Here is a 21,997-nt window from a genome sequence, read left to right on the forward strand (position 1 = left end):
GGAGAAAAAATGATGTCAAATTTTAAAAGATTAATTAAAGGTTCCACTCTACGTTATATCGATCAAACAGATTCGAAGTCTTTTGACTTTGCGATGGCCTCGTTCGCTATTGATGATGCCTTATCGATATCTGTCGGAAACACAGAGTCTCCCCCAACAGTTCGGCTATGGGTACATGAGAAAACTGTTGTACTTGGTATAGCTGATGCAAAGCTACCTAACATGAGGGAGGCTGTCGCCTGGCTCCAACAACAGGGGTATCGAACAGTTGTAAGGAATTCTGGTGGCTTAGCTGTTGTTCTAGACTCTGGGGTACTTAACATATCCCTGATTTTGCCAGATAATCAGCGACTGGGAATTCATGAAGGATACGAGATGATGGTTGATTTTATCCAAGAGATTTTTAGTGATCTTACTAGCGAGATAAAAGCCTTTGAAGTGAAAGGCTCCTACTGCCCTGGGGAGTATGATTTAAGTATTGGGGGCAAAAAATTCGCCGGGATTTCCCAGCGTCGAGTTAAACATGGAGTTGCGGTACAAATATACTTATGTGTCGAAGGTGACGGGATAAAACGGGCTGAATTAATTGAAGAGTTCTATAAAATTGGGACATTGGGGGAAAAAGGAAGGTTTGATTATCCTACTATTCAACCTAAAACGATGGCCTCTTTAACACAGTTGTTAGATAACCAATTAACTATAGATGATGTAAAAGATAGAATAAAACATGCGTTAAAGCAATTAAATTCATCCATTCAAATCGATGGATGGAGTGAACAGGAAGAAATGACCTATCAAAAGCGACTCGAACAAATGGTTGATCGAAACGAAAAAGCACTCGGAGATCTATCGTAGATTTCTTTGTGCTTTCTGTACTTCTTAGGTATTAGTTTTTGGTATTGTTCCAAACCTTTTTATCAATTCGATACTTTTCTAACGCTTGCCAATCAATTGGATAGCCAATACCTGCTTCTTCTGGTAATTGTACCATTCCATTTTTCATCGTCACTTCTGGTTGAATGATATCTTTTTCCCAATATCTATTAGAGGCAGATGTATCGCCAGGAAATATGAACTGAGGGAGACTCGCAAGTGCTAGACTATGCGCTCTACCGACACCAGCTTCAAGCATCCCACCACACCAAACTGGAATACTATGTGAGGCGCAATAATCATGAATTTTCTTCGCCTCTGTAATACCACCAACTCGACCTAACTTAATATTAATAATTTGACAACTTCCTAAAGCAATAGCAGTTTTTGCATTTGAAAATGTATGGATACTTTCATCCAAGCAGATCGGTGTTACTAACTGACTTTGCAACCTGGCATGATCAATGAAGTCGTCATGAGCAAGTGGCTGTTCGATCATCTGTAAATCAAACATATCTAATTGTTTTAAATGATCAATCTCCTTTAAAGTGTATGCTGAATTTGCATCAACCATCAGTGGAAGCTTTGGAAAATGCTTTCGAACTTCTGTTAGCATCTGCGTGTCCCAACTCGGTTTAATTTTCAATTTAACCCTTTTATATCCTTCCTGTACATGGTGATCGATGGTATGTAACAGTTCGGTTATTGAAGACTGGATTCCAATACTAACTCCTACATCAATTTTTTGCTTAGTTCCACCGATAGCCTTGGCCAAAGAGACCCCATCTTTCTTAGCAAAAAGATCCCAAACCGCACCTTCTATTGCTGCTTTTGCCATATTGTTACGGCGAACTGGTTGAAAGCACTCGCTAACTTGATCAGGATGGGTTAATGGTGTTTGAAATATAAGTGGGATTAAAAAGGATTCCATTACATGCGCACTTGTTTCAACTGTCTCTTCTGTATACCAAGGGGTTGGAAAAGCGACTGATTCTCCAAAACCTTGGATGCCATGTTGATCTACCACTTCGACCACAAAAAAGTCTTTATCCTGAAACGTTCCGAAGCTTGTTGAGAACGGATTTTTCAAACGCATGACTAGTCGATGGAGAATTACTTGTTTAATAAAAATTGGTTCGGTTGCTGGCATGAACTTCCCTCCTAACAGACTCTCTTTTATTTATCTTACTCAACTCGTACAACAATTGAAAGAAATTAACCATAATAAAGCCCGAGCTTAGTAGCTCGGGCTTCGATTTAAACTATTATAGTGATTGTGCCGCTGTAATAACAGCTAGTTTATAAACATCCTCTGAATCACAGCCTCTAGATAAGTCATTCACAGGTTTGTTTAGACCCTGGAGAATCGGACCAACCGCATCAAAGTTACCTAGACGTTGTGCAATTTTATAGCCTATGTTTCCAGCTTCTAGACTCGGGAAAATAAACACATTTGCATCGCCTTTGATTACAGAGTTTGGCGCTTTTTTCTCTGCAACAGATGGTACGAATGCTGCATCAAATTGAAATTCTCCATCTAGTACTAAATCGGGATTCTGCTCTTTTGCAATCTTAACCGCGTTAGTCACTTTTTCTGTTTCTTCGGATTGTGCCGATCCAGCTGTTGAAAAGCTAAGCATTGCTACGCGTGGATCAATATTAAATAGTCCTGCAGTCTCAGCGCTTGCTAAAGCAATTTCTGCTAAATCTTGACTATTGGGAGCTATATTTATGGCGCAATCAGCAAACACGTATTTTTCTTCATCACGGACCATTATAAAGACCCCTGAGGTTTTCTTAATTCCAGGCTTTGTTTTAATTATTTGTAATGCAGGACGAACAGTATCAGCAGTTGAATGTGTAGCACCACTAACAAGGCCGTCAGCTTCATTCATGTAGACTAGCATCGTTCCAAAATAGTTCCCATCGAGAAGTAGTTCACGCGCAGCTTCTTCTGTTACTTTTCCTTTGCGTCGTTCTACAAAGCTTGTTACCATTTCATCGAATTTGGAATAATTACTTGGATCAAAAATCTCTGTGTTGGCAATATCCACACCAAATTCTCTTGCCTTCTGTTGTACTTCTTCTTCTTTTCCAATTAGTACAGGAATCAAAATACCTTCAGCTCCAAGTTGACTAGAGGCAGTTAGGATTCTTTCATCTAAAGCTTCAGGGAACACGACACGTCTAGCATTTTCTTTCAAACTCTCTTTCATCTTTGCAAATAAATCACTCATCTGTTTACCCTCCAACATTTCATCTGTTATATATGATACGCCTTTTTGTGTATGAATGAAAGTCATACGGAAATACTACCTATAAAGTTTTTTACCTTTGCCACTAATTGTTCAAAACTTTGTCAAAACAATGACAATTTTTCCTTTATTACTAGATTAATTTTTTAGTTTATTGCTTACTAAGTACTGTAGTTAAAGCATTTACTCGATTTTCCTTGTTAGTACCCTTATACTGATTACCTTTCCCTAATTATGTTATATTAAAAACATCACGGAACATTGAAGGAGAGATTATATGGCTGAAGCAGTAGAAACCATGGATGGGTGGTATTGTTTACATGACTTAAGAGCAATTGATTGGATTTCGTGGAAGCTTGCACCAAGTGAAGAACGTCAAGCTGCTATTACTGAGTTCCAAGAATTATTAACAACATGGGATACCGTTGAGCAAAACAAAAATGGTAGCCATGCACTTTATAGCATACTGGGACATAAGGCAGATTTTATCTTTATGATTCTTCGCCCGACGATGAAGGAATTGAGTGAAGTTGAGTTAGCGTTCAACAAATCAAAGTTAGCCGATTTCACTACTCAAACTTATTCCTATGTATCAATCGTTGAGCTTTCTAAGTATATGGTGAAAGAAGGACAAGAGGATCCTGAACAATCTCCTGAAGTACAGGCAAGGTTGAAGCCAAAACTTCCTAAATGGGATCACATTTGTTTTTACCCAATGGACAAGCGTCGCCAGGGCAATGATAACTGGTATGCACTTCCGATGGAGGATCGAAAAAAGCTTATGTATGAGCATGGAATGACTGGCAGAAAGTATGCAGGAAAAATTCGTCAAATTATTACAGGTTCCATGGGACTTGATGATTGGGAATGGAGTGTTACCCTATTCGCACATGATGCATTACAGATCAAGAAGCTGGTTTCTGAAATGCGTTTTGATGAAGTAACCACTCGTTACGGTGATTTCGGTTCCTTTTATGTTGGGAACATCTTAACTAAAGAAGAAGTTCCATCCTTTTTCCACGTTTAATTGAATATTATATGTTACTAGACGTTTAACGATTGTTAAGCGTCTAGTTTTTTTTTATTTTTTGTTGTTTTAATCATTCCCTCAGTCTTATTTGCATACATATGGGTATTAGAGTATGTTCGTAAACCGAACGTATATATTTCCTATGATTATGTCTTGCAACAAAGAGAGGTGACATCTTGGCAGTCATTCAACACACGGAGGAAGATGTTAAAATGCTCGCGCGTTTAATGAGAGCTGAAGCAGAAGGTGATGGTCAGTTAGGTATGCTAATGGCTGGAAACACCGGAGTAAATCGCGTACGCACTAGTTGTTTGGATTTTGAGAATATAAGAAATATCAGGGATATGGTTTTTCAGAGCCCCGGAGGATTTGAAGCTACACAAAAGGGCTACTTTTACCAACGGGCAAGACAGCAGGACATTGACCTTGCAAGGAAGATTATTAAAGGCGAAAAACATCATCCAGCAAGCAATTCCCTTTGGTTTTTCAGACCAGAAGGTAACTGTCCTGAGCAATGGTTTAATCAATGGAATTCAGGACGATACAAGTCACATTGTTTCTTTAGTCCGTTAGAATCAGAATGTCCAGAAGTCTTTTAAATGCTAACAAGTAGCGTGGATTAAAGACTTAATATTAATTATTCGAGGGGAGAGGTAATTCAACATGAGTGATGAAAAACGACAAACACCAGCACCAAGCGGGTATCCTACGGGGGCTGCAGGCTACCCTTCAGGAGCTAGCGGGTACACATTAGGAACTCCAAACTATCCTAGTCAGGGTTATGGAGGAAGTCAGCCATATTATCAACAACCACAAGCAATGCCAACACCACAGGCTGCCCAGCCAGGTTATTATCAACCAGGTATGCAGGTCAATCCTTATCAAGCACAACCTAATGTTTCACAAGTCCCAGGTATGCTTCCAATAGAGGAATCATATATTGAGAACATTTTGCGGTTGAACAAAGGAAAAATCGCAACCATCTACATGACTTTTGAAAATAACGAACGCTGGAATGCAAAGATTTTTAAAGGTGTTGTGGAAGCTGCAGGAAGAGACCACATAATTATAAGTGATCCTGAAACAGGTAAGCGCTATGTATTATTAATGGTTTATTTGGATTACATGACGTTTGACGAAGAATTGAACTATGAATATCCATACGGCGCTGCCGGTGCAGGTCAATTAGCTACTTATCCTCCAAGATAAGTTTCTATATACAGCACAACGATTCATTAATACTCTGATTTTCCTCCACTTTAAAACCCTTGCTACTGGTTATCAGCAAGGGTTTCTTGTTTTCCTATATTCTAAACTATCTTCGGACAGGGGGTTAATTGTATGAAACATCCATACCAAAGATTTTTTCAACTTCAAGTACTAATGATGATTCTAACAGTGATTTTTGGAATTATATCTTTAGTAAAAGGCAGTATGTTATTAGCTCTACTGACTTGTTTTACTTTAGCCCTTAGCTTTGCATTTGAAGGCATGGTAGAATTTAAAAAGCAGAATACCTTCCCGTTTGCTCAACAACTACTAAGAGCAGTTATTATTATTATTTTCGTTAGTTTCTTATATTTTAAATGAATTTAATTATAGCATAGCCTAATATTACCCAACCAATTAGAAAAGCTAATCCGCCTAACGGTGTAATCATTGCAAAGGTCTTAATCCCTGTTGGTGCATAGATATACAAGCTACCAGAGAAAAGTATAATACCAGCAAGGAAGAACCATCCAGCTGTCACAAAGCCTGTTGCTTGAAATTTACCTATTAATAATGCTGTAACAAGTAAGGCGATTGTATGGAACATCTGATACGTTACAGCTTTTTCCCATGTTTTTATTGCTTTTTCAGTCAGCTTTCCTTCGAGACCATGAGTGCCGAAAGCTCCTAAGGCAACAGCTAAAAATCCATTAATCACGCCTAAAAGAAGAAATATTTTCATTTTGTTCCTCCACCTTTAAAAATCGAATATTGATTTACCGTTTGCTTCCTCATGATCTACTTTTGTAGTCGTTTTCGTATCATTAGCGTTGTTGAATTTCTTATTAGGTAACTGACCGACATCACCTATCATTTTTTTCAATTCTAGATCTTGGTCAGTTTCTTTATCTTCTAGTAATAGATCACAAAGTAGACGTATCGCATGAATATGTTCTCTCACAGCCTTCTGTTCGTTGACTGCTGATGCCTTCTTTAACTCTGACATCATTTTTGTTAATATCGTGTTATTTGATATCGCCAAGGATCTCCCTCCCAACTTTGATAATAGCTTAACATATTCAGCTATAGGATATCAGAGCTATCATTTAAAATAAGTTAGATAAGCTCTAATGCATTTAGAAAAATAATAATGATTAACACTGGTACAATATAACGGATCATTATATACCATAAACCCCTGAGTGGAGAGTTTGTTAAATCTGTTGAATCGAAAGCTTCGCGTTTTGTGAAATACCAGCCTATAAATATCGCCATCGCAAGTCCACCTAATGGTAAGAAAATATTAGATGCAACAAAGTCCATTGAATCCATAATATTTAAATTACCAATTGGAGAAACATCAGATAAGACACCCATACCTAACGATGCAGCAACACCTAACCCAAACATGATAGAACCCGTAACAATTGATGCAAATCTTCTACTCCAATTGTTTACACGAATAAGGTAAGCTACTGGAACTTCTAATAATGAAATAGACGAAGATATCGCTGCAAGAGTTAGAGATAAGAAAAATAGAATACCTACAAATCCACCAAAAGGCATTTGTGCAAAAATATCAGGTAAAATGATGAATACTAGCTTTGGACCTGAATCAGGTGCAACTTGAAAAGCAAAGACGGCTGGAAAAATAACAATACCAGAGATAACCGCAAATAGTGTATCCATAATTCCGATGCCGACAGTTGCTCCTGGTAAACTGTGTTGTTTTGATAGATAACTGCCATATGTCATCATCGTCCCTACCCCTAGACTTAGCGAGAAAAATGCTTGTCCAAGTGCCGCTATATATACGGATGGATCATCCAAAACAGACCAATCGGGTTGAAATAGAAATTTCACACCCTCCATCGCTCCTTCTAAAGACAAGCTATAGGCTGCCAAAAGAAGTAGAAGAATAGCTAGTGTGGGCATAAATAATTTATTAGCAAACTCGATGCCTTTTTTCACTCCAGTAAGAACAATAAAGATAGTAATAATCATAAACAGTCCATGCCAAAACAATGGTTGATAGACTGATGTAATAAAGGAGTCAAATACAAATCCATATCCTTCAGCTGGTACAGAAAATAACCGACCTGTTAAATAGTTCCAAAGGTAAAACATCGACCAGCCTGCGACAACACTGTAAAAGCCTAATATTAAAAAAGCTGCTCCAATCCCCATAAAGCCTGCAAGGAACCAAGGTGTTCCTGGAGCTAACTTTTGGTAAGAACCAACCACATCACTTTGTGCTCTTCGACCTATGCTTACTTCTGTTAATAACAGGGGGATTCCAATTAGTAATATGCTCGCCAAGTAAATGATTAAAAATGCTCCGCCTCCGTTTTCTCCTGCTACATAGGAAAACCTCCATATGTTCCCTAATCCAACAGCAGAGCCCATTGCAGCTAGCATGAATCCAAGCTTTGATGCCCAGCTTTCTCTTTGCATGTTTGTTCTAGCTCCTTCCATACCTACATTTCAGAATTCCTATTTTACCATGTAAACGAATAAATCGGAAAAATTTTTGATAGATTGTATTATTGATTTGTGCTAGTTTATTTATAGAGTCCTTTGGATAGTTTGTTGCTACCGATACTTCACTATTATAAGTTGAGTGCAACCAACGCTTCGGAAAAACACTCGCTTTCCATGGGGAACGCCTCAGCCTCCTCGCTCGTAAAGAACACTCACTGTGGGGTCTTCAGACTGTTCCTTTCCCATAGGAGTCTCGCATTTTTCCGAAGCTTAAAATAGCTTTCTTTTCAAGTGAGAAGTCTTCAAGTGAGAAGAATTAAAAAACGTTTATTTCATAAAATATCACTCAATAATCAGGGGATATTTACCATCGCAGACAGAATACCTGTAATTCTATAGTAATGCGTGTACTTCCTATGGCTGTGCAATGTTGTGTTTGCAATTACACTTATATGGTAGTTGATTGAAGTAGAGGGCAGTCGACTCCTGCGGGAAAAGCAACAGCTGAAAATCCCACAGGAAGTGGTTTTCTTCCGAGGAAGTTGAAGCGTTGCCCGCGGAAAGCGACTACCCGGAACGGAAATCAACATGAAAATTATGTAGCAAGGGGTGGTTTGTTGTCTAATTGGTTCGGCCTTTCCATTGATCAAGCATTTTACCCGTTTGGTATAAGCCACAATATTATGCTAGCTATATATTTAATTGGTATTATCTCTATGCTTTGCATTTACAAGCAAATTATTAACAATACCACTTTCTATCAAGCAATTAGATGGTTATTTTTCTTTCTGCTACTTTTTTCTGAAATCTCATACCAGTTGTGGGCAGCAGTCAACGGTGTTTGGAACCTTAGAGATCATATGCCTTTACATCTTTGTGGGGTTGCATCAATTATAGCAATGATTGCCTTACTTTTTAATAAAGAAAAGCTCATTCAATTTGCTTTTTTCATAGGAATTATACCCGCATTTTTGGCTTTAGTAACACCGGAATTACCATATGACTATCAGCATTTTCGGTTTTGGAAATTTTTTGTTCATCATATTGTTATTTCCTGGGCATGTGTCTTTCTTATACTTACAAGCACCGCTAGGATTACGTTCAAATCTTTTATTGGTTCTTTCTGTATATTAGTTGGTTATGGCATTTTTATTGGAATACTTATTAATCCTCTATTAGGTTCTAATTATTTATATTTATCAAATACACCGACGGCCTCGACTCCGTTAAACTTTTTCGGCACAGGATTCTGGTACTATAGTAATCTAGGCTTAGTAACTCTTTCAGTCTTTTTTCTATTGTTTGTCTGTTACTCATTATACGAGAAGCACCAACTTAAAAAAGTGCATTAAAAATGCCTCGGCATTAATATCCGAGGCACCATTATTTTAATTTAGTTATTTTGCCAAATGTTTTTTATACAACCATAATAAAAATTCCCATTCTTTGTCATGAAGATTTCGGTTTAATTTAGATTCCATACTCCTAGCAAACCATGAGAAATTTTCCATTATGCTTTTCCTCCTAAATTCGAGCACGTTCTTCTGCAATCTTTAGTTTTTACCTTATGTATATATTTTTACATTAATTGGGATAAAATTCAATACTTTTTTAAAAGAAAGCAACCGAATGAGCTCATTCCTACAAAGACAATTGTCTAAAGCCATATCACAAACTACTATGCTGATATAGCTTTATTTAAGAAACTTTCACTAGCTTGTCTGAAGTTAGTTTTATTGGTTGATTATTAACCCAAATAGTTAGATCCGGTCCTTTCATTAAATGTAAAAATATACCCTTACTGACTATCTCCGCTTTGATTGGTTGATTTTTATATTGAAAATGGAAGGAATAACGATTCCACTCTTTTGGTATTTGTGGACTTAGATGAATTCCATTTTCTTTAATTCGTAACCCAGCAAACCCAAAAACAATTGCCATCCAAGTTCCACCCATATTTGCCATGTGCAAGCCATCTTTTGTATTTCCATGGGTATTATCAAGGTCTAGTCTGGCAGTTTCTTTAAAGTATTGGTACGCTTTTTCTAAATCACCTAATTTGGACGCCATAATACTAAATACACAAGTGGATAAGGATGAATCATGTGTAGTAATCTCTTCATAGTAATTGTAAGAATTCCTTATTGTATCAATATTCTGGTCATCTTCAAGCAAAAAGTGTGCTAAAACTGTATCAGCTTGTTTACATACCTGATACCTATATAATGTTAGTGGATGGTAATGTAATAATAATGGGCGATGTTCTTTTGGAGTCTCTTCTAAATTCCAAATCGCTTTGTCCAAGAAACTATCATCTTGTGGATTTATATCAAAGTTGCGGTCATATGGAAGCACCATTTGTTTTGCAGCCTTTTCCCACCTATTAACCTCATCTTTATTTAATTCTACTTTCTTCATTAACTCTTCTACACCATTTGAATCCAATGATTGGAGCTGTTTAACAAGCTTTGCTGCCCATCTTAAGTTATGTTTAGCCATTACATTTGTATAGTAGTTATTATTAACAATACATGTATATTCATCAGGTCCAGTAACATCATTAATCACAAAGCCGCCATCTCGACGAAAGTGGCCAGTATCCATCCATAATCTGGCCGTCTCGCAAAGGAGTTCTACCCCACACTCAATCATAAACTGCCAATCATTTGTCGCCTGGTAATATTGGATGTAACTATAAGCAATGTCTGCACTTATGTGATATTGAGCTGATCCTGATGGAAAGTAAGACGAACATTCCTCCCCTGTGATCGTCCGCCAAGGAAATAATGCTCCTTGTTGATGACCTAAGGTTCTTGCCCACTTTTTTGCATTTTCTAATATCGAATATCGATAGATTAGTAATTGTTTTGCTAGGTTCGGATCTGACATTAAGAACACTGGGAACATATAGATCTCCGTATCCCAGAAGTAGTGACCTTCATAACCTTCACCAGATAAACCTTTTGCTGAGATATTACTATACTTATCCCTACCGGCTGATTGAAGCAAATGAAACAGATTAAAGCGAATCCCCTCTTGCAAATGGTAATCTCCATCAATTTCTACATCACTCTTTTGCCAGAACTCCTGTAAATATTGCTCCTGTATCTTTAGTAACTGATTAAAGTCCAACTCACGGATAGATGTAGAAATTTGTTCAGCCTGTTCAGCTAAATTTTGACCGTGTCGTAATGTGTCTACGTAGATGTTTTTCTTCATAAATAAAATGACTTCATTTGGTTTAGCTTTGTATGAATAGGTAAATGCAGCTTGTTGTTCGGTTTGGCTATAATGCTTGCTTGAAGTCCTGTTCATTGTGTTGTGATTAGACAAACAAGCCGTTTTCAGGTTTGAGGTCTCTGTTTCAGACAGGACAAAGCCAGCATCCTCCTTAGTAGTAACCTCTTTGACATGTAACCTCTTCGCATCCCCCGCCGCAACTCGAGGATCTCCTTCATCACTAAAATTGGATACATCGCCATTTATAGTCGACACAAAAGAGATATCTCCACTGAAGTTTACTGGTTCGACAGTTACTTCGTTTACAAAAAGCTCACGATAAATAAATGATACTAATCGTTTGAAAATAACTACTACTTCTTTTCCTGTTGGAGATCGCCAATGAATCCTTCTCTCTGCGAATCCTTTATCTAAGTGAAGCGTACGTTGATAGCTTATTAATTCCCCTTCAAAGATTGAAAACCTTTCTCCATCTAAGTAAATAGCTATTGTTTGAGAGTCAATAACATTTACCATTTTTTGTTGCGTAGATGGAAATCCGTGTAGCTTTTCTCCATAGTTGATGGCTGTTATGTCATGAAAGGCATTGATATATGTTCCTCTAATTGAAGTGAATGAAGGGTAATAACCTTCTTCAAAATTACCCCTTACTCCGATATACCCGTTCCCTAAAAAGAATAGGCTTTCTTCATTTATAAGGTCTGCTTCGCTTATTGAGTGGCTAGTTATCTTCCAAGTCATATGCCTAATTCTCCTTCATTACCTTTTTAAACACTCGATTCCTATTCCTTCACTCCTCCGCTTGTTAAACCAGAAACAATTTGGCGCTGGAACAACAGAACGATAATAAGTGTAGGTATCGTAACAACAACAGTAGCCGCTGCAACCTCACCCCATAGTATTTCGAATTGGGTCCTTAAAAAGGAAATTGCCACTGGGACGGTGTGGTATTCTGCATTTGAATTGATTGTAATTGTTAAAACAAATTCATTCCACGCCGTTATAAATACAATGATGGCTGTTGTAAACACACCTGGAGCGGCTAGAGGAAATACAATCTTGAACAATGTTTGAAAAGGGGAAGCACCATCCATTTTTGCGGATTCCTCTAGTGCTAGCGGAATTTGATTAAAGTGTGTCACCAAAATCCATACCGACATCGGTAAAGTAATGGACGAGAACGGTAAGGCAATCCAGTAACTATTTGTCCAACCCAGCTCGATAAACAGGTTGTAAACAGGACCAATCACAATCATCTGCGGAAACATTGCAACAGCAAGAACAATTCCTAATAATAAGTTCTTTCCCCTAAATTCAAATCTAGAAATTGCATAAGCCGCAAATGTTGCTACTAGAACGATATATATCGTTGTGGAAAAAGAAACTATTAAACTGTTCCAAACTGCATTCATGATGCCCTTTTCAAAAATTACATTAGCATAATGCTGTAAGGTAGGATTTTCGGGAATAACCCGAAATGGATTGTCTCCAAAAATTTCTCCTGTGCTTTTAAAGGAGGTAATTAAAATCCAAATAAACGGGAATATAACAACAGCTAAATAAATGAACAGCAAAACCAAAAATGACCAACTTTTTTTAAGAGAAAAACCGTTTTCTTTCGCCATCTTATTCCCTCCTTTAATTTTTTTCCATTACACTTGCACCGAGAACCTTTACATAAATCGTCGTTATTATTGCTACGCATACAAACATGATCATGACAATAACCGAACCATAACCGAAATTCGTTTGACCAAACATTACTTTATAGGAATATACTGACAGAGTTTCGGTTGAACCACCCGGTCCGCCACCTGTTAATACGTAGATTAGGTCAAATACTCGAAATGCATCCATTGTTCTAAATAACAAGGCAACCAATATGGCTGGCATAAGTAATGGTACGGTTACCCTAAAAAACTTCTGGACGATACTCGCTCCATCAATTGAAGCAGCTTCATATAGTGATTTAGGTATTGTTTGTAAACCAGCTAATAGTAGAATGGCCATATATGGCGTCGTTTTCCAAACGTCAGCCAAGACTACTGCAGTCATGGCACCTGTACTAGTTTGAAGTAAATCTGTTGGCTGATCAATAAATCCAACGATGGAAAAGAATTCTGCCACGATACCCGCTCCACCATCATATAAGTAGCTCCACATCAATGCAGCTACAGCGGTTGGTATCGCCCAAGGTATTAGTGAGGAAGTACGGATAAAACCTTGACCTTGCATTGCTTTATTCATAATAAGTGCCATTCCCATACCTAAGATTAACTCTAGAAATACCGAGACAACGGTGAAAATTAATGTATTTTTTAAAGCTATGCCAACAAATCCATCGCTAAAGGCTTGTTTATATCCATCCAGTCCAACAAAATTCGATTGTATTAAACTGTTATTGATATCGTCGACTAACAGCGGTAAATTTTCTCCCTGTTGCAATTCATATTTACTTACTAGTTGGTCTACAGTTGTTTTGGTATTTTGGTAAACATTAAGTACTTGATCCGTTTGATCACCAGTTAATTTAATGACTCCTTCTTCATTTTCAAATTCTTTATTAAGCTCCGTTAAACCGGCTAAAACTTGATTGGCATCGGCCTTATCTTGATCGTCACTAATTGTTTCCATATCCATGGAAATAAAACGATCAACATAGAAGGAAGTCTCGTTATATAAATCGACATTGAATCGTTCACTTAGGTATAAACCGGATTTAGTACGGTCATTAAGTTGATAATCAAAAAAGCTATACGTAAAGGATTGGAGAACTGGCCATAATGAGAAAATACAAATTAAAATAAGAATTGGTACTAAAAATAAAAACTCACGTAATCCCATTTTTTTCATATGACTTTACCTCCTTTATTAGAAAATTAGTCAAACATCTATATTTTAGATGAAAGGAGGGCTCTGTTCTTGAGGAGCCCTCCTTACTTATCATTCTAAAAAGCCAGTAACCTTAGAAACTTTTAAACTGAAGTTCAGAGCCTAGTATTAACAATTTACTCTGCTATGGAGCCTTCAACTGTCTCTACAGCTGCATCCAAGCCTTCACCTGAACTCAAGTATTTATGAACAGCTACTTGAATTTCGTTCGAAACCTTTGAATACTCAGATGTAACAGGGCGGGCAATCGTACTTTGTAATGCATTTTGGAAGCCTTCCATTGTTAACATCTCATTAGCATTTAATACTTCCTCATCTTCAAGTAGGGCGTTAAATCCTGGCAAATATCCACCCTCGGTAGACATTATCTTTTGTCCTTCTGGTCCTGCTAGGAAATTAATAAACTCCCAAGCTCCTTCTTTATTTTCAGATCCTGCATTAATTGCTAGAAGCCATCCACCAACAGAACCTCCATTTGGTAATGGTGCAACGTTTACATTTTCAACTGGTACAGTTGCTCCACTTTCTGGATCATTCAGTCTTCCATATGCATATGGCCAGTTTCTTGAAAACACTGCTTTTCCAGTTTCAAATGCCGTATGGGTTGCGCCCTCATCGTAGTTTAAGATATCATCTGGAGTCCAACCGGCTGTTGTAAAGTCATACATCGTTTGTAGCCCCGACTCTAAGTCAGTGAACTCGTTTGTAAATTCATTGGCATTTACAGTTAAACCTTCATATTGTTTTGATTGATAAACAAAACCTGTTTCTGTTCCTTCTTCTCCCGTGTATTTCTCTGCCATTTCTCCTAATTGCTCATAAGTGTAATCCCCAGAGATTAATGTTGCAGCATCTTCTTCTGACACGATATCAGATCTAAAATAAAGAACACCTAAGTCCGGAAAGAACGGCAATGTGTATTGCTTACCTTTATAATTACCTGATGTCATCGAGCCAGCATTATAATTTTCATATGCAAGGCCTGCATCACTCATCTGTACATCAATTGGTTCTAAGTATCCCCCACCGGCAAATTCACCAGCCCAGACAACGTCAAGTGATAATACGTCATATTCACCTGCTTGACCAGATAATGATGTAAGTAATTGATCATGCATTTGAGCGGAGTCATTTGTCATTTGGATCCATTCCACAACATATTGATCTTGACTGTTATTAAACGCTTCAATTGCCATCTCAGTTGCAGGTGTATTGTCGTTTTGAGCAGCGAACTTTATCACTGTCGCCTCGGCTTCCTCCTCGGCTGCAGGCTCCTCTTCTGTTTCTGTTTCTTGTTCCTCTGTAGTGTCGGCAGGCTCTTCTGTCGTCTCCTGGTCTACTTCTTCATCTCCCCCACAAGCAACAAGAATGAAAGTAAGAAACGTAAGTGCTAATAAAACTGATAGCCACTTTTTCATAACTATTGACCTCCTCGATTCTATTTTTTATATTATTCACCTTGATTTTATTCAGAAAACGCTTACAATAATACTAAAATCTTTATATGCCTATCAAAATTTTTATGAGTTAGGAGGGATTGTTTGGAAACTTCAGCCAACCATTCAATGGAAGATCAATTTATTGCGATGCGGATTAAAAATAGACAGAATGAATATTTGCACCCTTCATTTTTACTAGAAAGCAGGTTACTTGAGGCAACGACTCATGGTGACCAAAAGGAAGCACTTACGATTATTCAAAGCATTAATAAAGATCAGCGGCCACATCTTGCCAGTATTGAAATTAGATCATTAAAAAACTCGTTAATATGTTCCTGTACTTTATTCACACGAGCCATAATTCGTGGAGGCGTCCACCCAGAAACTGCTTTTACCCTTAGCGACACGTATATTTTAGAAATTGAGAGACAAGATGATATTGTTTTGTTGGATAAACTAGAATACCAAATGCTTTGCCACTTTATTGATGTATTAAATAATGAAGAAAAACTACCATATGGCAAGACGATTAATCGAGCAATTACCTACATCCACGATCATATCCTCGAAGACTTAAACCTTCACGTTATCGGCAAACACTGTTTTGTTAATCATAGCTACCTATCTCATTTATTTAAAAAAGAAGTGGGCTACTCCATCGTCCACTACATTAATAAGAAAAGGGTCGAGGAGGCAAAATACTTGTTGTTACACACAACCAGCTCCATTTCAGAAATAGCAATGTTGTTCAAATTTTGCAACCAGAGCTACTTCACAGCTCAGTTTAAACAATTTGAAGGATTAACTCCTCGTCAATTTAGAGATAAACATTTATCTTAATCTGTTCTTTTGTTAGGATAAAGAATAACTCGGGATTAGCGTAATAAAATTGTTGATAAGGAAGGTAGTACTAGTGAAGCATTTAATTGAACAAAACTTAGCTAAAATAGGAGATTATACACCCATTCAAACCATTAAAACAGTCTCAGGCGGAGACATTAATCAAGCCTTTTACGTGGCAACAGAGAATAAACAATATTTTGTAAAAGGGAACAAACAGGTGCCTGTTAACTTTTTTCGAGTGGAAGCAAAGGGCTTAACCCTTATCGAAGCAACAAAAACGATTGGTGTCCCCCATGTCTTTTATTATGATGAGCCGAAAAAAGGGGAAGAAGGCATCATGATTATGGACTGGATTGAAGGAAATTCCACAAATACTACTCATGGATTACTTGGTAGTCAGTTAGCTCACATGCACCTTAATACTAATGAGAAATTTGGTTTTGATGAGGATACTTTTGTTGGGACTTTAACGCAAAAAAATGGCTATTTTAATAACTGGCTTGACTATTATCAAAATCAGCGATTGTTACCTCAATTCCAGCTTGCCATCGAAAATGGACGTATGTCCACACAACGAAGAGCACGATTAGATCAGGTAATAAAAACTTTAGATAAATGGATTGGTTCTAGCCCTAAAGCCTCACTATTGCACGGTGATTTATGGGGTGGGAATTATTTAGCAGGTCCAAATGGAAATCCTTATTTAATCGATCCATCCGTTTTCTATGGGGATCATGCCTTTGAATTGGCATTTACTGAGTTATTTGGTGGTTTCACGTCAGAGTTCTATGATGCATATCAGGAGGTCTATCCACTTCCAGATAACTATCAAGAAATTAAACCTTTATACCAATTGTACTATTTGCTTGTTCACCTAAATATCTTCGGCGAAAGTTACGGTCCATCAGTTGATCGAATATTAACTAAATATGCATAATAATTTGCCCTATCCAATTTTGGGATAGGGCTACTTTTAGGCATTTTTCTTCGTTTGTTTTTTCTTTGGGACTGCCTTTTTCGGTGCTGTTGTTTTCTTTGCCGTCACTGTTGTTTTTTTCACTGTCGTTGTTGTTTTCTTCTTTTCTGCTGGTGCCGGTTTTGCTTTTTTAGCACGATCGAGTGATGCTTCCAGGGCATCCATTAAATTGGTGACATTATTCGGAACAGCCCTCTCTTTGGCTGTTGTTGTTTGATCCTGATTTTTCTTATCCTCAATAAGATTCAGCAAGGCCAAGCGGTATTCGTCTTGATACTTTTCCGGGTCAAACTCAGCCGTTAACTGATCGATTAGCATTTTAGCAGTATCCAATTCTTTTTGAACTGGCGCTGCTTCTTCTGGTACGTTAGGCACATCTTGCACATTTCGGACTTCATCTGGATAATGAATTGTTTCGACCACCAATGTGTTCTTATAGACACGGATGGCTGCTAATTGCTCTTTTGATCGAATGACCATTTTGGCAACTCCAATTTTACCTGTATCTTCTAACGCACTCCTAAGTAGTGCATAAGCCTTGCTCCCACCTTCATTCGGTGACAAATAATAACTTTTTTCAAAATAAATTGGATCAATTTCCTCCAACTGGACAAAATCCATTATCTCCACTGATTTATCGGTGTTTTCTTCTTGTAATTCCTCAATTTCTTCCTCTGTCAAGACAACGAATTTATTTTTTGCATACTCATAGGCTTTGACAATTTCATCACTTTCTATTTCTCTGTCGCAAACGGGGCAAGTTTTTTCATATTTAATTGGAGATTGACACTCTTTATGGAGTTGGCGCAGTCTCACATCTTTGTTTTCCGTTGCAGAATGTAATTTAACCGGGATATTAACAAGACCGAAACTTATCGTACCTTTCCACATCGTGTGCATAAAACGTCCTCCTTTTTCCTTAGTTTATCTGATTAACTTACTTTTATCCCGGTATAAATTTCTAGTATTCTTTGGCATGTTTAAGAAAAATCAGCTTACATAAACTAACTATCAGAGGTGGGAAAATTGAGGTTAATGCAACCAAAACCAAGTGAAGAAGTTCCTAAAGGCAAACAATGGATGTATGAAGTAAAGTATGATGGTTTCCGTGCAATTTTAGTCTGGGATAAAAATGTTGTCTCGCTAATAAGCCGCAACGGTAAGGATCTTACAAATAATTTCCCAGAAATTATTGACTACTGTACTGAACATCAAGAAAAAGTTGTCTCTCTTTTGCCGGCAAAAATAGATGGGGAAATTGTTATTTTAAATACCCAACTTCAAGCAAATTTTCCGTTGTTACAACAACGTGGTCGCTATAAATCAACAGAGAAAATTCAACAGGCTGCGATTGAACGGCCTGCTCACTTTATTGGATTTGACTTAATTGAGTGGAAGGGAAAAACTCTCAAAAAGGATACCTACCTAACAAGAAAAGATGCTCTAAGCACACTATTTGACTGCCTAGGGCTGTTTCCAAAGTTCAGGTGGAGTCAACGATTAGCCTATCTTCCAAATCACTCTAATATAACTGAATTATGGAATCAGTTATTCGAACATCATGGAGAAGGGATTGTTGCCAAGCGATTAGACAGTAAATACATCGAGGGGAAAGGCCATAGTGACTGGTTTAAAATTAAAAACTGGCGAAGTCTTAGTGTTGTAATAGTCTCTTATAATCAAGACAATGGGTATTTTAATGGCGCTGTCTATGATGGCTATTCTTTACTGCCTGTTGGTAAATTTAAGCATGGGTTGGAGGGTGAAGAATTATCCACATTAAAAAAACTTGTTGTTGCAAAGGCAACTAAATCAGGCGACGTTTTTCATTTACCACCGGCCATCTGCGTTGATATAAATTGTCTGAACATTAAGGATGGAGAATTAAGAGAGCCCATCTTTAAACAATTTCGCCTGGACTTAACACCTGAACAATGTACTCTTCAAAAAATTAATTACGATCTTGCTATGTTTCCTAGTACAGTTGATTTATCCAAACAAGACAAAGTATTTTGGCAAAATAGTGGATTAACAAAAGGGGATTTGCTCCTTTACTTAAGAGAGATTGCACCTTTTATGTTACCCTTTTTAAAAGAAAAGGCACTAACTGTAATTCGTTGTCCAGATGGAATAGACGGGGAGTCATTTTTTCAAAAGCACTTACCTAGCTATGCTCCAGACTTTGTAGCAGGGCTAAAAGTGGATGAGGAAACACTTCTTCATTGCGGAAGTGTTGATGCCTTAGTCTGGCTTGGAAATCACGGGGCATTAGAATATCATGTTCCTTTTCAATTGATGGGAAAAGCTAAACCAAACGAAATAGTATTTGATTTAGATCCACCTAGTATTGAAGAGTTTCCTGTTTCTATTTATGCAGCACAGCTGTTAAAGCAGCTTCTCGACCAATTCAAGCTAAAGACATTCGTTAAAACATCTGGTAATAAAGGCTTGCAAATCTATATTCCAATTCCTAAAAATAGTATGACTTATGAGGATACCGCTAAATTTACACAAGCTTTAGCATTCCTAATAGAAAAGCAGCATCCGGATCTATTTACAACTGAACGTCTCAAAAAGAACCGTCATAATCGACTGTATATTGATTATATACAGCATGGTAAAGATAAAACGTTGATCGCACCATACTCGCCAAGAATTAACAAAGGGGCAACTGTTTCTGCACCATTGTTTTGGGGCGAGGTAAATGAATCCTTAGCTCCGTCCCATTTTACTATTACTAATGTTGTGGACCGAGTCAAACAGTTTGGATGTCCGTTCGCTGGTTATCAGGAAGCACGAGCTACTCAAGATTTAGGTTTGCTGAAAGATTTCATCCATAATACTTAAAAAAGAATGCTTGAGGGTTTACCCAAGCATTCTTCGTCTATAGCTTTTAGGTTTCTTTCACAGAGGTTGTTGCTATTGATTTAAAATGTGTCTTAACTGCTATGTTGATTTGCGCTCCGGGCAGTCGCTTTCCGCGGGCAACGCTTCAACTTCCTCGGAAGAAAACCGCTTCCTGTGGGATTTTCAGCTGTTGCTTTTCCCGCAGGAGTCGACTGCCCTATGCTCCAATCACTATCTTATTACAGCAATAATGAAAAGAAGATAAAGCACAAAACCTAGCGTAGTGTAGTTTCAGATCTTAGAACAGCTTTATGTTCAGTAGAAGAATATCCTCTCCACGTATAAACATTGACTTTATCCTTCGATAATCAGAACGCTTTTATTAGCTTAAGCAGAATACGGAGACTCCTATGGGAACAGCACGTGTCCGAAGACCCCGGAAGAATCGCTTTTTGATTCTGAGGAGGCTGAGACCGTGCCCATGGAAAGCGAAGTATTCTGCTTAAGCGATTGTATTGCAGTCGATTAAAAAAGAGCGAAAATAATAAAATTATTGAAGAGTTACGACGCAGTCTATATATACTGTGTCAGAAACAGTAATCCTTTAGAAAAGCAGTCTTTAGTTAAAAGAGATTGCCCAGCTGCCTTCACGGAAAATAGCTTCTGTTTTACCATCCTTTGTTTCTCCATCAATGTTAAGAGTTGCTGAACCTATCATAAAGTCCTCATGAACTAGGCTATCGTTTACACCATGCTTATCCATCTCTTCTTCACTCATATTCGGACCATTCTCAATGTTAGTTGGATAGGCCTTTCCTAAGGCTAAATGACACGATGCATTCTCATCGAATAAGGTATTATAGAAAATAATCCCTGATTGTGAAATTGGTGATTCATGAGGTACTAATGCAACTTCACCTAAACGACGTGCGCCGTCTTCATCCGTATCGAGTAGATGGATTAATGTATCTTCGCCTTGTTCAGCAGTGGCATCTACTACCTTCCCGTCTTTGAAGGTTAGTTTGAAATTCTCAATTAAATTACCACCATAGCTAAGTGGTTTTGTGCTGACTACAGTGCCATTCACACCATATTTGTGTGGCATTGTAAATACTTCTTCAGTCGGCATATTCGGGTTGAACACTGTGCCTTCTTGAGATTTTGTTGAGCCACCATGCCAGATATGGTTTTCAGGAAGTTCTATTGTTAGATCAGTACCCTCTGCTCGATAGATTAGCTTTTTGTATTGTTTCTTGTTTAAATACTCTCTTGCTTGTTGCAACGTTTGATTGTGTTGATTCCAAGCTTCAACTGGATCAGCTTGATCCACTCGTGAAATTCGAAATATGTTATCCCACAGCTTTTCTTGGGCTTCATCTGCAGAAACATCCGGGAATACTTTTTCAGCCCAGGATTGGGTTGGATAACCGACAATTGACCAGCTGATTTTATCGTTCATAATAAAATCTCGATACTTGGTTAATGCTTGTCCCGCAGCCTTATTAAATGCTGATATTTTGGCAGAATCAATATCTTTAAGTAGATCAGGATTCTCGCCATAGATCGTTAATAGCGCATAACCATCCTTTGCCATTTCCTCCAATCCTTGTGCTCTCCATTTTGGAAAGTTCTCTAACACTTCGATAGGTTCATGTTTCATTTTTAGATACTTTAAATCCTCATCATTCCATTCAACATGGACATTTTTAGCTCCCATAGCATAGGCTTCTTTAGCGACTAAGCGTACAAATTCAACTGCTTCAATTGGGGCACTTAATATTAGCCCCTGACCTTTTTGTAAGTTCACACCCGTTTCAAGTGCTAGTTTTGCATACTTGTTGATCGACTCTTGAAAATTTTTCATCCTGTGACCTCCATTTAATTGCTCACTTAATTATAGTAAAGCATATGC

General features: G+C 37.7%; 20 protein-coding genes. 9 read left to right on the forward strand and 11 right to left on the reverse strand.

Annotated elements, in window-relative coordinates; genetic code table 11:
* Positions 1-12: 12 nt before the first annotated feature.
* Positions 13-855, forward strand: a complete 843-nt coding sequence (locus tag GH741_RS15305) for a lipoate--protein ligase family protein (protein ID WP_153737621.1) — start codon at positions 13-15, stop codon at positions 853-855.
* A gap of 31 nt (positions 856-886) precedes the next feature.
* Here GH741_RS15305 and menC read toward each other — a convergent pair whose 3' ends face one another.
* The gene (gene menC / locus GH741_RS15310; RefSeq protein ID WP_153737622.1) at positions 887-2,023 is read right to left on the reverse strand and encodes an o-succinylbenzoate synthase; all 1,137 of its coding nucleotides are present in this window, start codon (positions 2,021-2,023) and stop codon (positions 887-889) included.
* 115 nt (positions 2,024-2,138) lie between these two features.
* Positions 2,139-3,110, reverse strand: a complete 972-nt coding sequence (gene pta / locus GH741_RS15315; RefSeq protein WP_153737623.1) for a phosphate acetyltransferase — start codon at positions 3,108-3,110, stop codon at positions 2,139-2,141.
* A 295-nt stretch (positions 3,111-3,405) separates the two neighbouring features.
* Here pta and hemQ point away from each other — a divergent pair, with 295 nt between their 5' ends.
* From hemQ to GH741_RS15335, 4 genes are all read left to right on the forward strand, one after another.
* Positions 3,406-4,155, forward strand: coding sequence for a hydrogen peroxide-dependent heme synthase (hemQ, locus tag GH741_RS15320; protein ID WP_153737624.1), 750 nt, complete (start codon positions 3,406-3,408; stop codon positions 4,153-4,155).
* Positions 4,156-4,334: 179 nt separating this feature from the next.
* Entirely contained in the window at positions 4,335-4,757 is a 423-nt protein-coding gene (locus GH741_RS15325; protein ID WP_153737625.1) for a cell wall hydrolase, read from the forward strand.
* A 64-nt stretch (positions 4,758-4,821) separates the two neighbouring features.
* Positions 4,822-5,367, forward strand: coding sequence for a spore coat protein GerQ (gerQ, locus tag GH741_RS15330; protein WP_240795523.1), 546 nt, complete (start codon positions 4,822-4,824; stop codon positions 5,365-5,367).
* Positions 5,368-5,499: 132 nt separating this feature from the next.
* Complete coding sequence (locus GH741_RS15335; protein WP_153737626.1) at positions 5,500-5,748, forward strand: hypothetical protein; 249 nt, start codon at positions 5,500-5,502, stop codon at positions 5,746-5,748.
* Here the strand turns inward: GH741_RS15335 and GH741_RS15340 are convergent.
* From GH741_RS15340 to GH741_RS15350, 3 genes are all read right to left on the reverse strand, one after another.
* Positions 5,741-6,109 carry a DUF423 domain-containing protein gene (locus tag GH741_RS15340; protein ID WP_153737627.1) on the reverse strand — a complete coding sequence of 123 codons (369 nt, stop codon included), beginning with the start codon at positions 6,107-6,109 and terminating at the stop codon, positions 5,741-5,743. The genes GH741_RS15335 and GH741_RS15340 overlap by 8 nt on opposite strands.
* A 15-nt stretch (positions 6,110-6,124) precedes the next feature.
* A complete protein-coding gene (locus tag GH741_RS15345; protein WP_153737628.1) occupies positions 6,125-6,409 on the reverse strand; it encodes a YwdI family protein in 285 nt (94 codons plus the stop codon).
* Between the two features lie 74 nt (positions 6,410-6,483).
* Positions 6,484-7,821, reverse strand: a complete 1,338-nt coding sequence (locus GH741_RS15350) for a sodium-dependent transporter (RefSeq protein WP_153737629.1) — start codon at positions 7,819-7,821, stop codon at positions 6,484-6,486.
* A 644-nt stretch (positions 7,822-8,465) separates the two neighbouring features.
* Between GH741_RS15350 and GH741_RS15355 the strand changes: the two genes are divergently transcribed.
* On the forward strand, positions 8,466-9,200 hold the full coding sequence (locus GH741_RS15355) for a YwaF family protein (RefSeq protein ID WP_240795524.1): 735 nt from the start codon (positions 8,466-8,468) through the stop codon (positions 9,198-9,200).
* 346 nt (positions 9,201-9,546) lie between these two features.
* Here GH741_RS15355 and GH741_RS15360 read toward each other — a convergent pair whose 3' ends face one another.
* The 4 genes from GH741_RS15360 to GH741_RS15375 all read right to left on the reverse strand — a co-directional run bounded on the left by GH741_RS15360 (position 9,547) and on the right by GH741_RS15375 (position 15,398).
* Positions 9,547-11,829, reverse strand: a complete 2,283-nt coding sequence (locus tag GH741_RS15360) for a glycoside hydrolase family 65 protein (RefSeq protein ID WP_153737630.1) — start codon at positions 11,827-11,829, stop codon at positions 9,547-9,549.
* Positions 11,830-11,870: 41 nt separating this feature from the next.
* Entirely contained in the window at positions 11,871-12,713 is an 843-nt protein-coding gene (locus tag GH741_RS15365) for a carbohydrate ABC transporter permease (protein ID WP_153737631.1), read from the reverse strand.
* 13 nt (positions 12,714-12,726) lie between these two features.
* The gene (locus GH741_RS15370; RefSeq protein WP_153737632.1) at positions 12,727-13,941 is read right to left on the reverse strand and encodes a carbohydrate ABC transporter permease; all 1,215 of its coding nucleotides are present in this window, start codon (positions 13,939-13,941) and stop codon (positions 12,727-12,729) included.
* A 155-nt stretch (positions 13,942-14,096) separates the two neighbouring features.
* Positions 14,097-15,398 (reverse strand): extracellular solute-binding protein, encoded by a 1,302-nt coding sequence (locus GH741_RS15375; protein ID WP_153737633.1) that lies wholly within the window; start codon positions 15,396-15,398, stop codon positions 14,097-14,099.
* Positions 15,399-15,521: 123 nt separating this feature from the next.
* Here GH741_RS15375 and GH741_RS15380 point away from each other — a divergent pair, with 123 nt between their 5' ends.
* Together GH741_RS15380 and GH741_RS15385 are read left to right on the forward strand one after the other, a co-directional pair.
* Positions 15,522-16,259, forward strand: coding sequence for a helix-turn-helix domain-containing protein (locus GH741_RS15380; protein WP_240795525.1), 738 nt, complete (start codon positions 15,522-15,524; stop codon positions 16,257-16,259).
* A gap of 73 nt (positions 16,260-16,332) precedes the next feature.
* On the forward strand, positions 16,333-17,199 hold the full coding sequence (locus tag GH741_RS15385; RefSeq protein WP_338079496.1) for a fructosamine kinase family protein: 867 nt from the start codon (positions 16,333-16,335) through the stop codon (positions 17,197-17,199).
* Between the two features lie 36 nt (positions 17,200-17,235).
* Here GH741_RS15385 and ku read toward each other — a convergent pair whose 3' ends face one another.
* Positions 17,236-18,138 carry a non-homologous end joining protein Ku gene (gene ku / locus GH741_RS15390; RefSeq protein ID WP_153737634.1) on the reverse strand — a complete coding sequence of 301 codons (903 nt, stop codon included), beginning with the start codon at positions 18,136-18,138 and terminating at the stop codon, positions 17,236-17,238.
* A 135-nt stretch (positions 18,139-18,273) separates the two neighbouring features.
* Here ku and GH741_RS15395 point away from each other — a divergent pair, with 135 nt between their 5' ends.
* Positions 18,274-20,085 carry a DNA ligase D gene (locus GH741_RS15395; RefSeq protein ID WP_240795535.1) on the forward strand — a complete coding sequence of 604 codons (1,812 nt, stop codon included), beginning with the start codon at positions 18,274-18,276 and terminating at the stop codon, positions 20,083-20,085.
* A 619-nt stretch (positions 20,086-20,704) separates the two neighbouring features.
* On the opposite strand, the gene GH741_RS15400 is transcribed toward GH741_RS15395, so the two are convergent.
* Positions 20,705-21,949 (reverse strand): aminopeptidase, encoded by a 1,245-nt coding sequence (locus tag GH741_RS15400; RefSeq protein ID WP_153737636.1) that lies wholly within the window; start codon positions 21,947-21,949, stop codon positions 20,705-20,707.
* Between the last annotated feature and the right edge of the window lie 48 nt (positions 21,950-21,997).

It is taken from the genome of Aquibacillus halophilus, from assembly GCF_009649745.1.
GTDB lineage: Bacteria > Bacillota > Bacilli > Bacillales > Amphibacillaceae > Aquibacillus > Aquibacillus halophilus.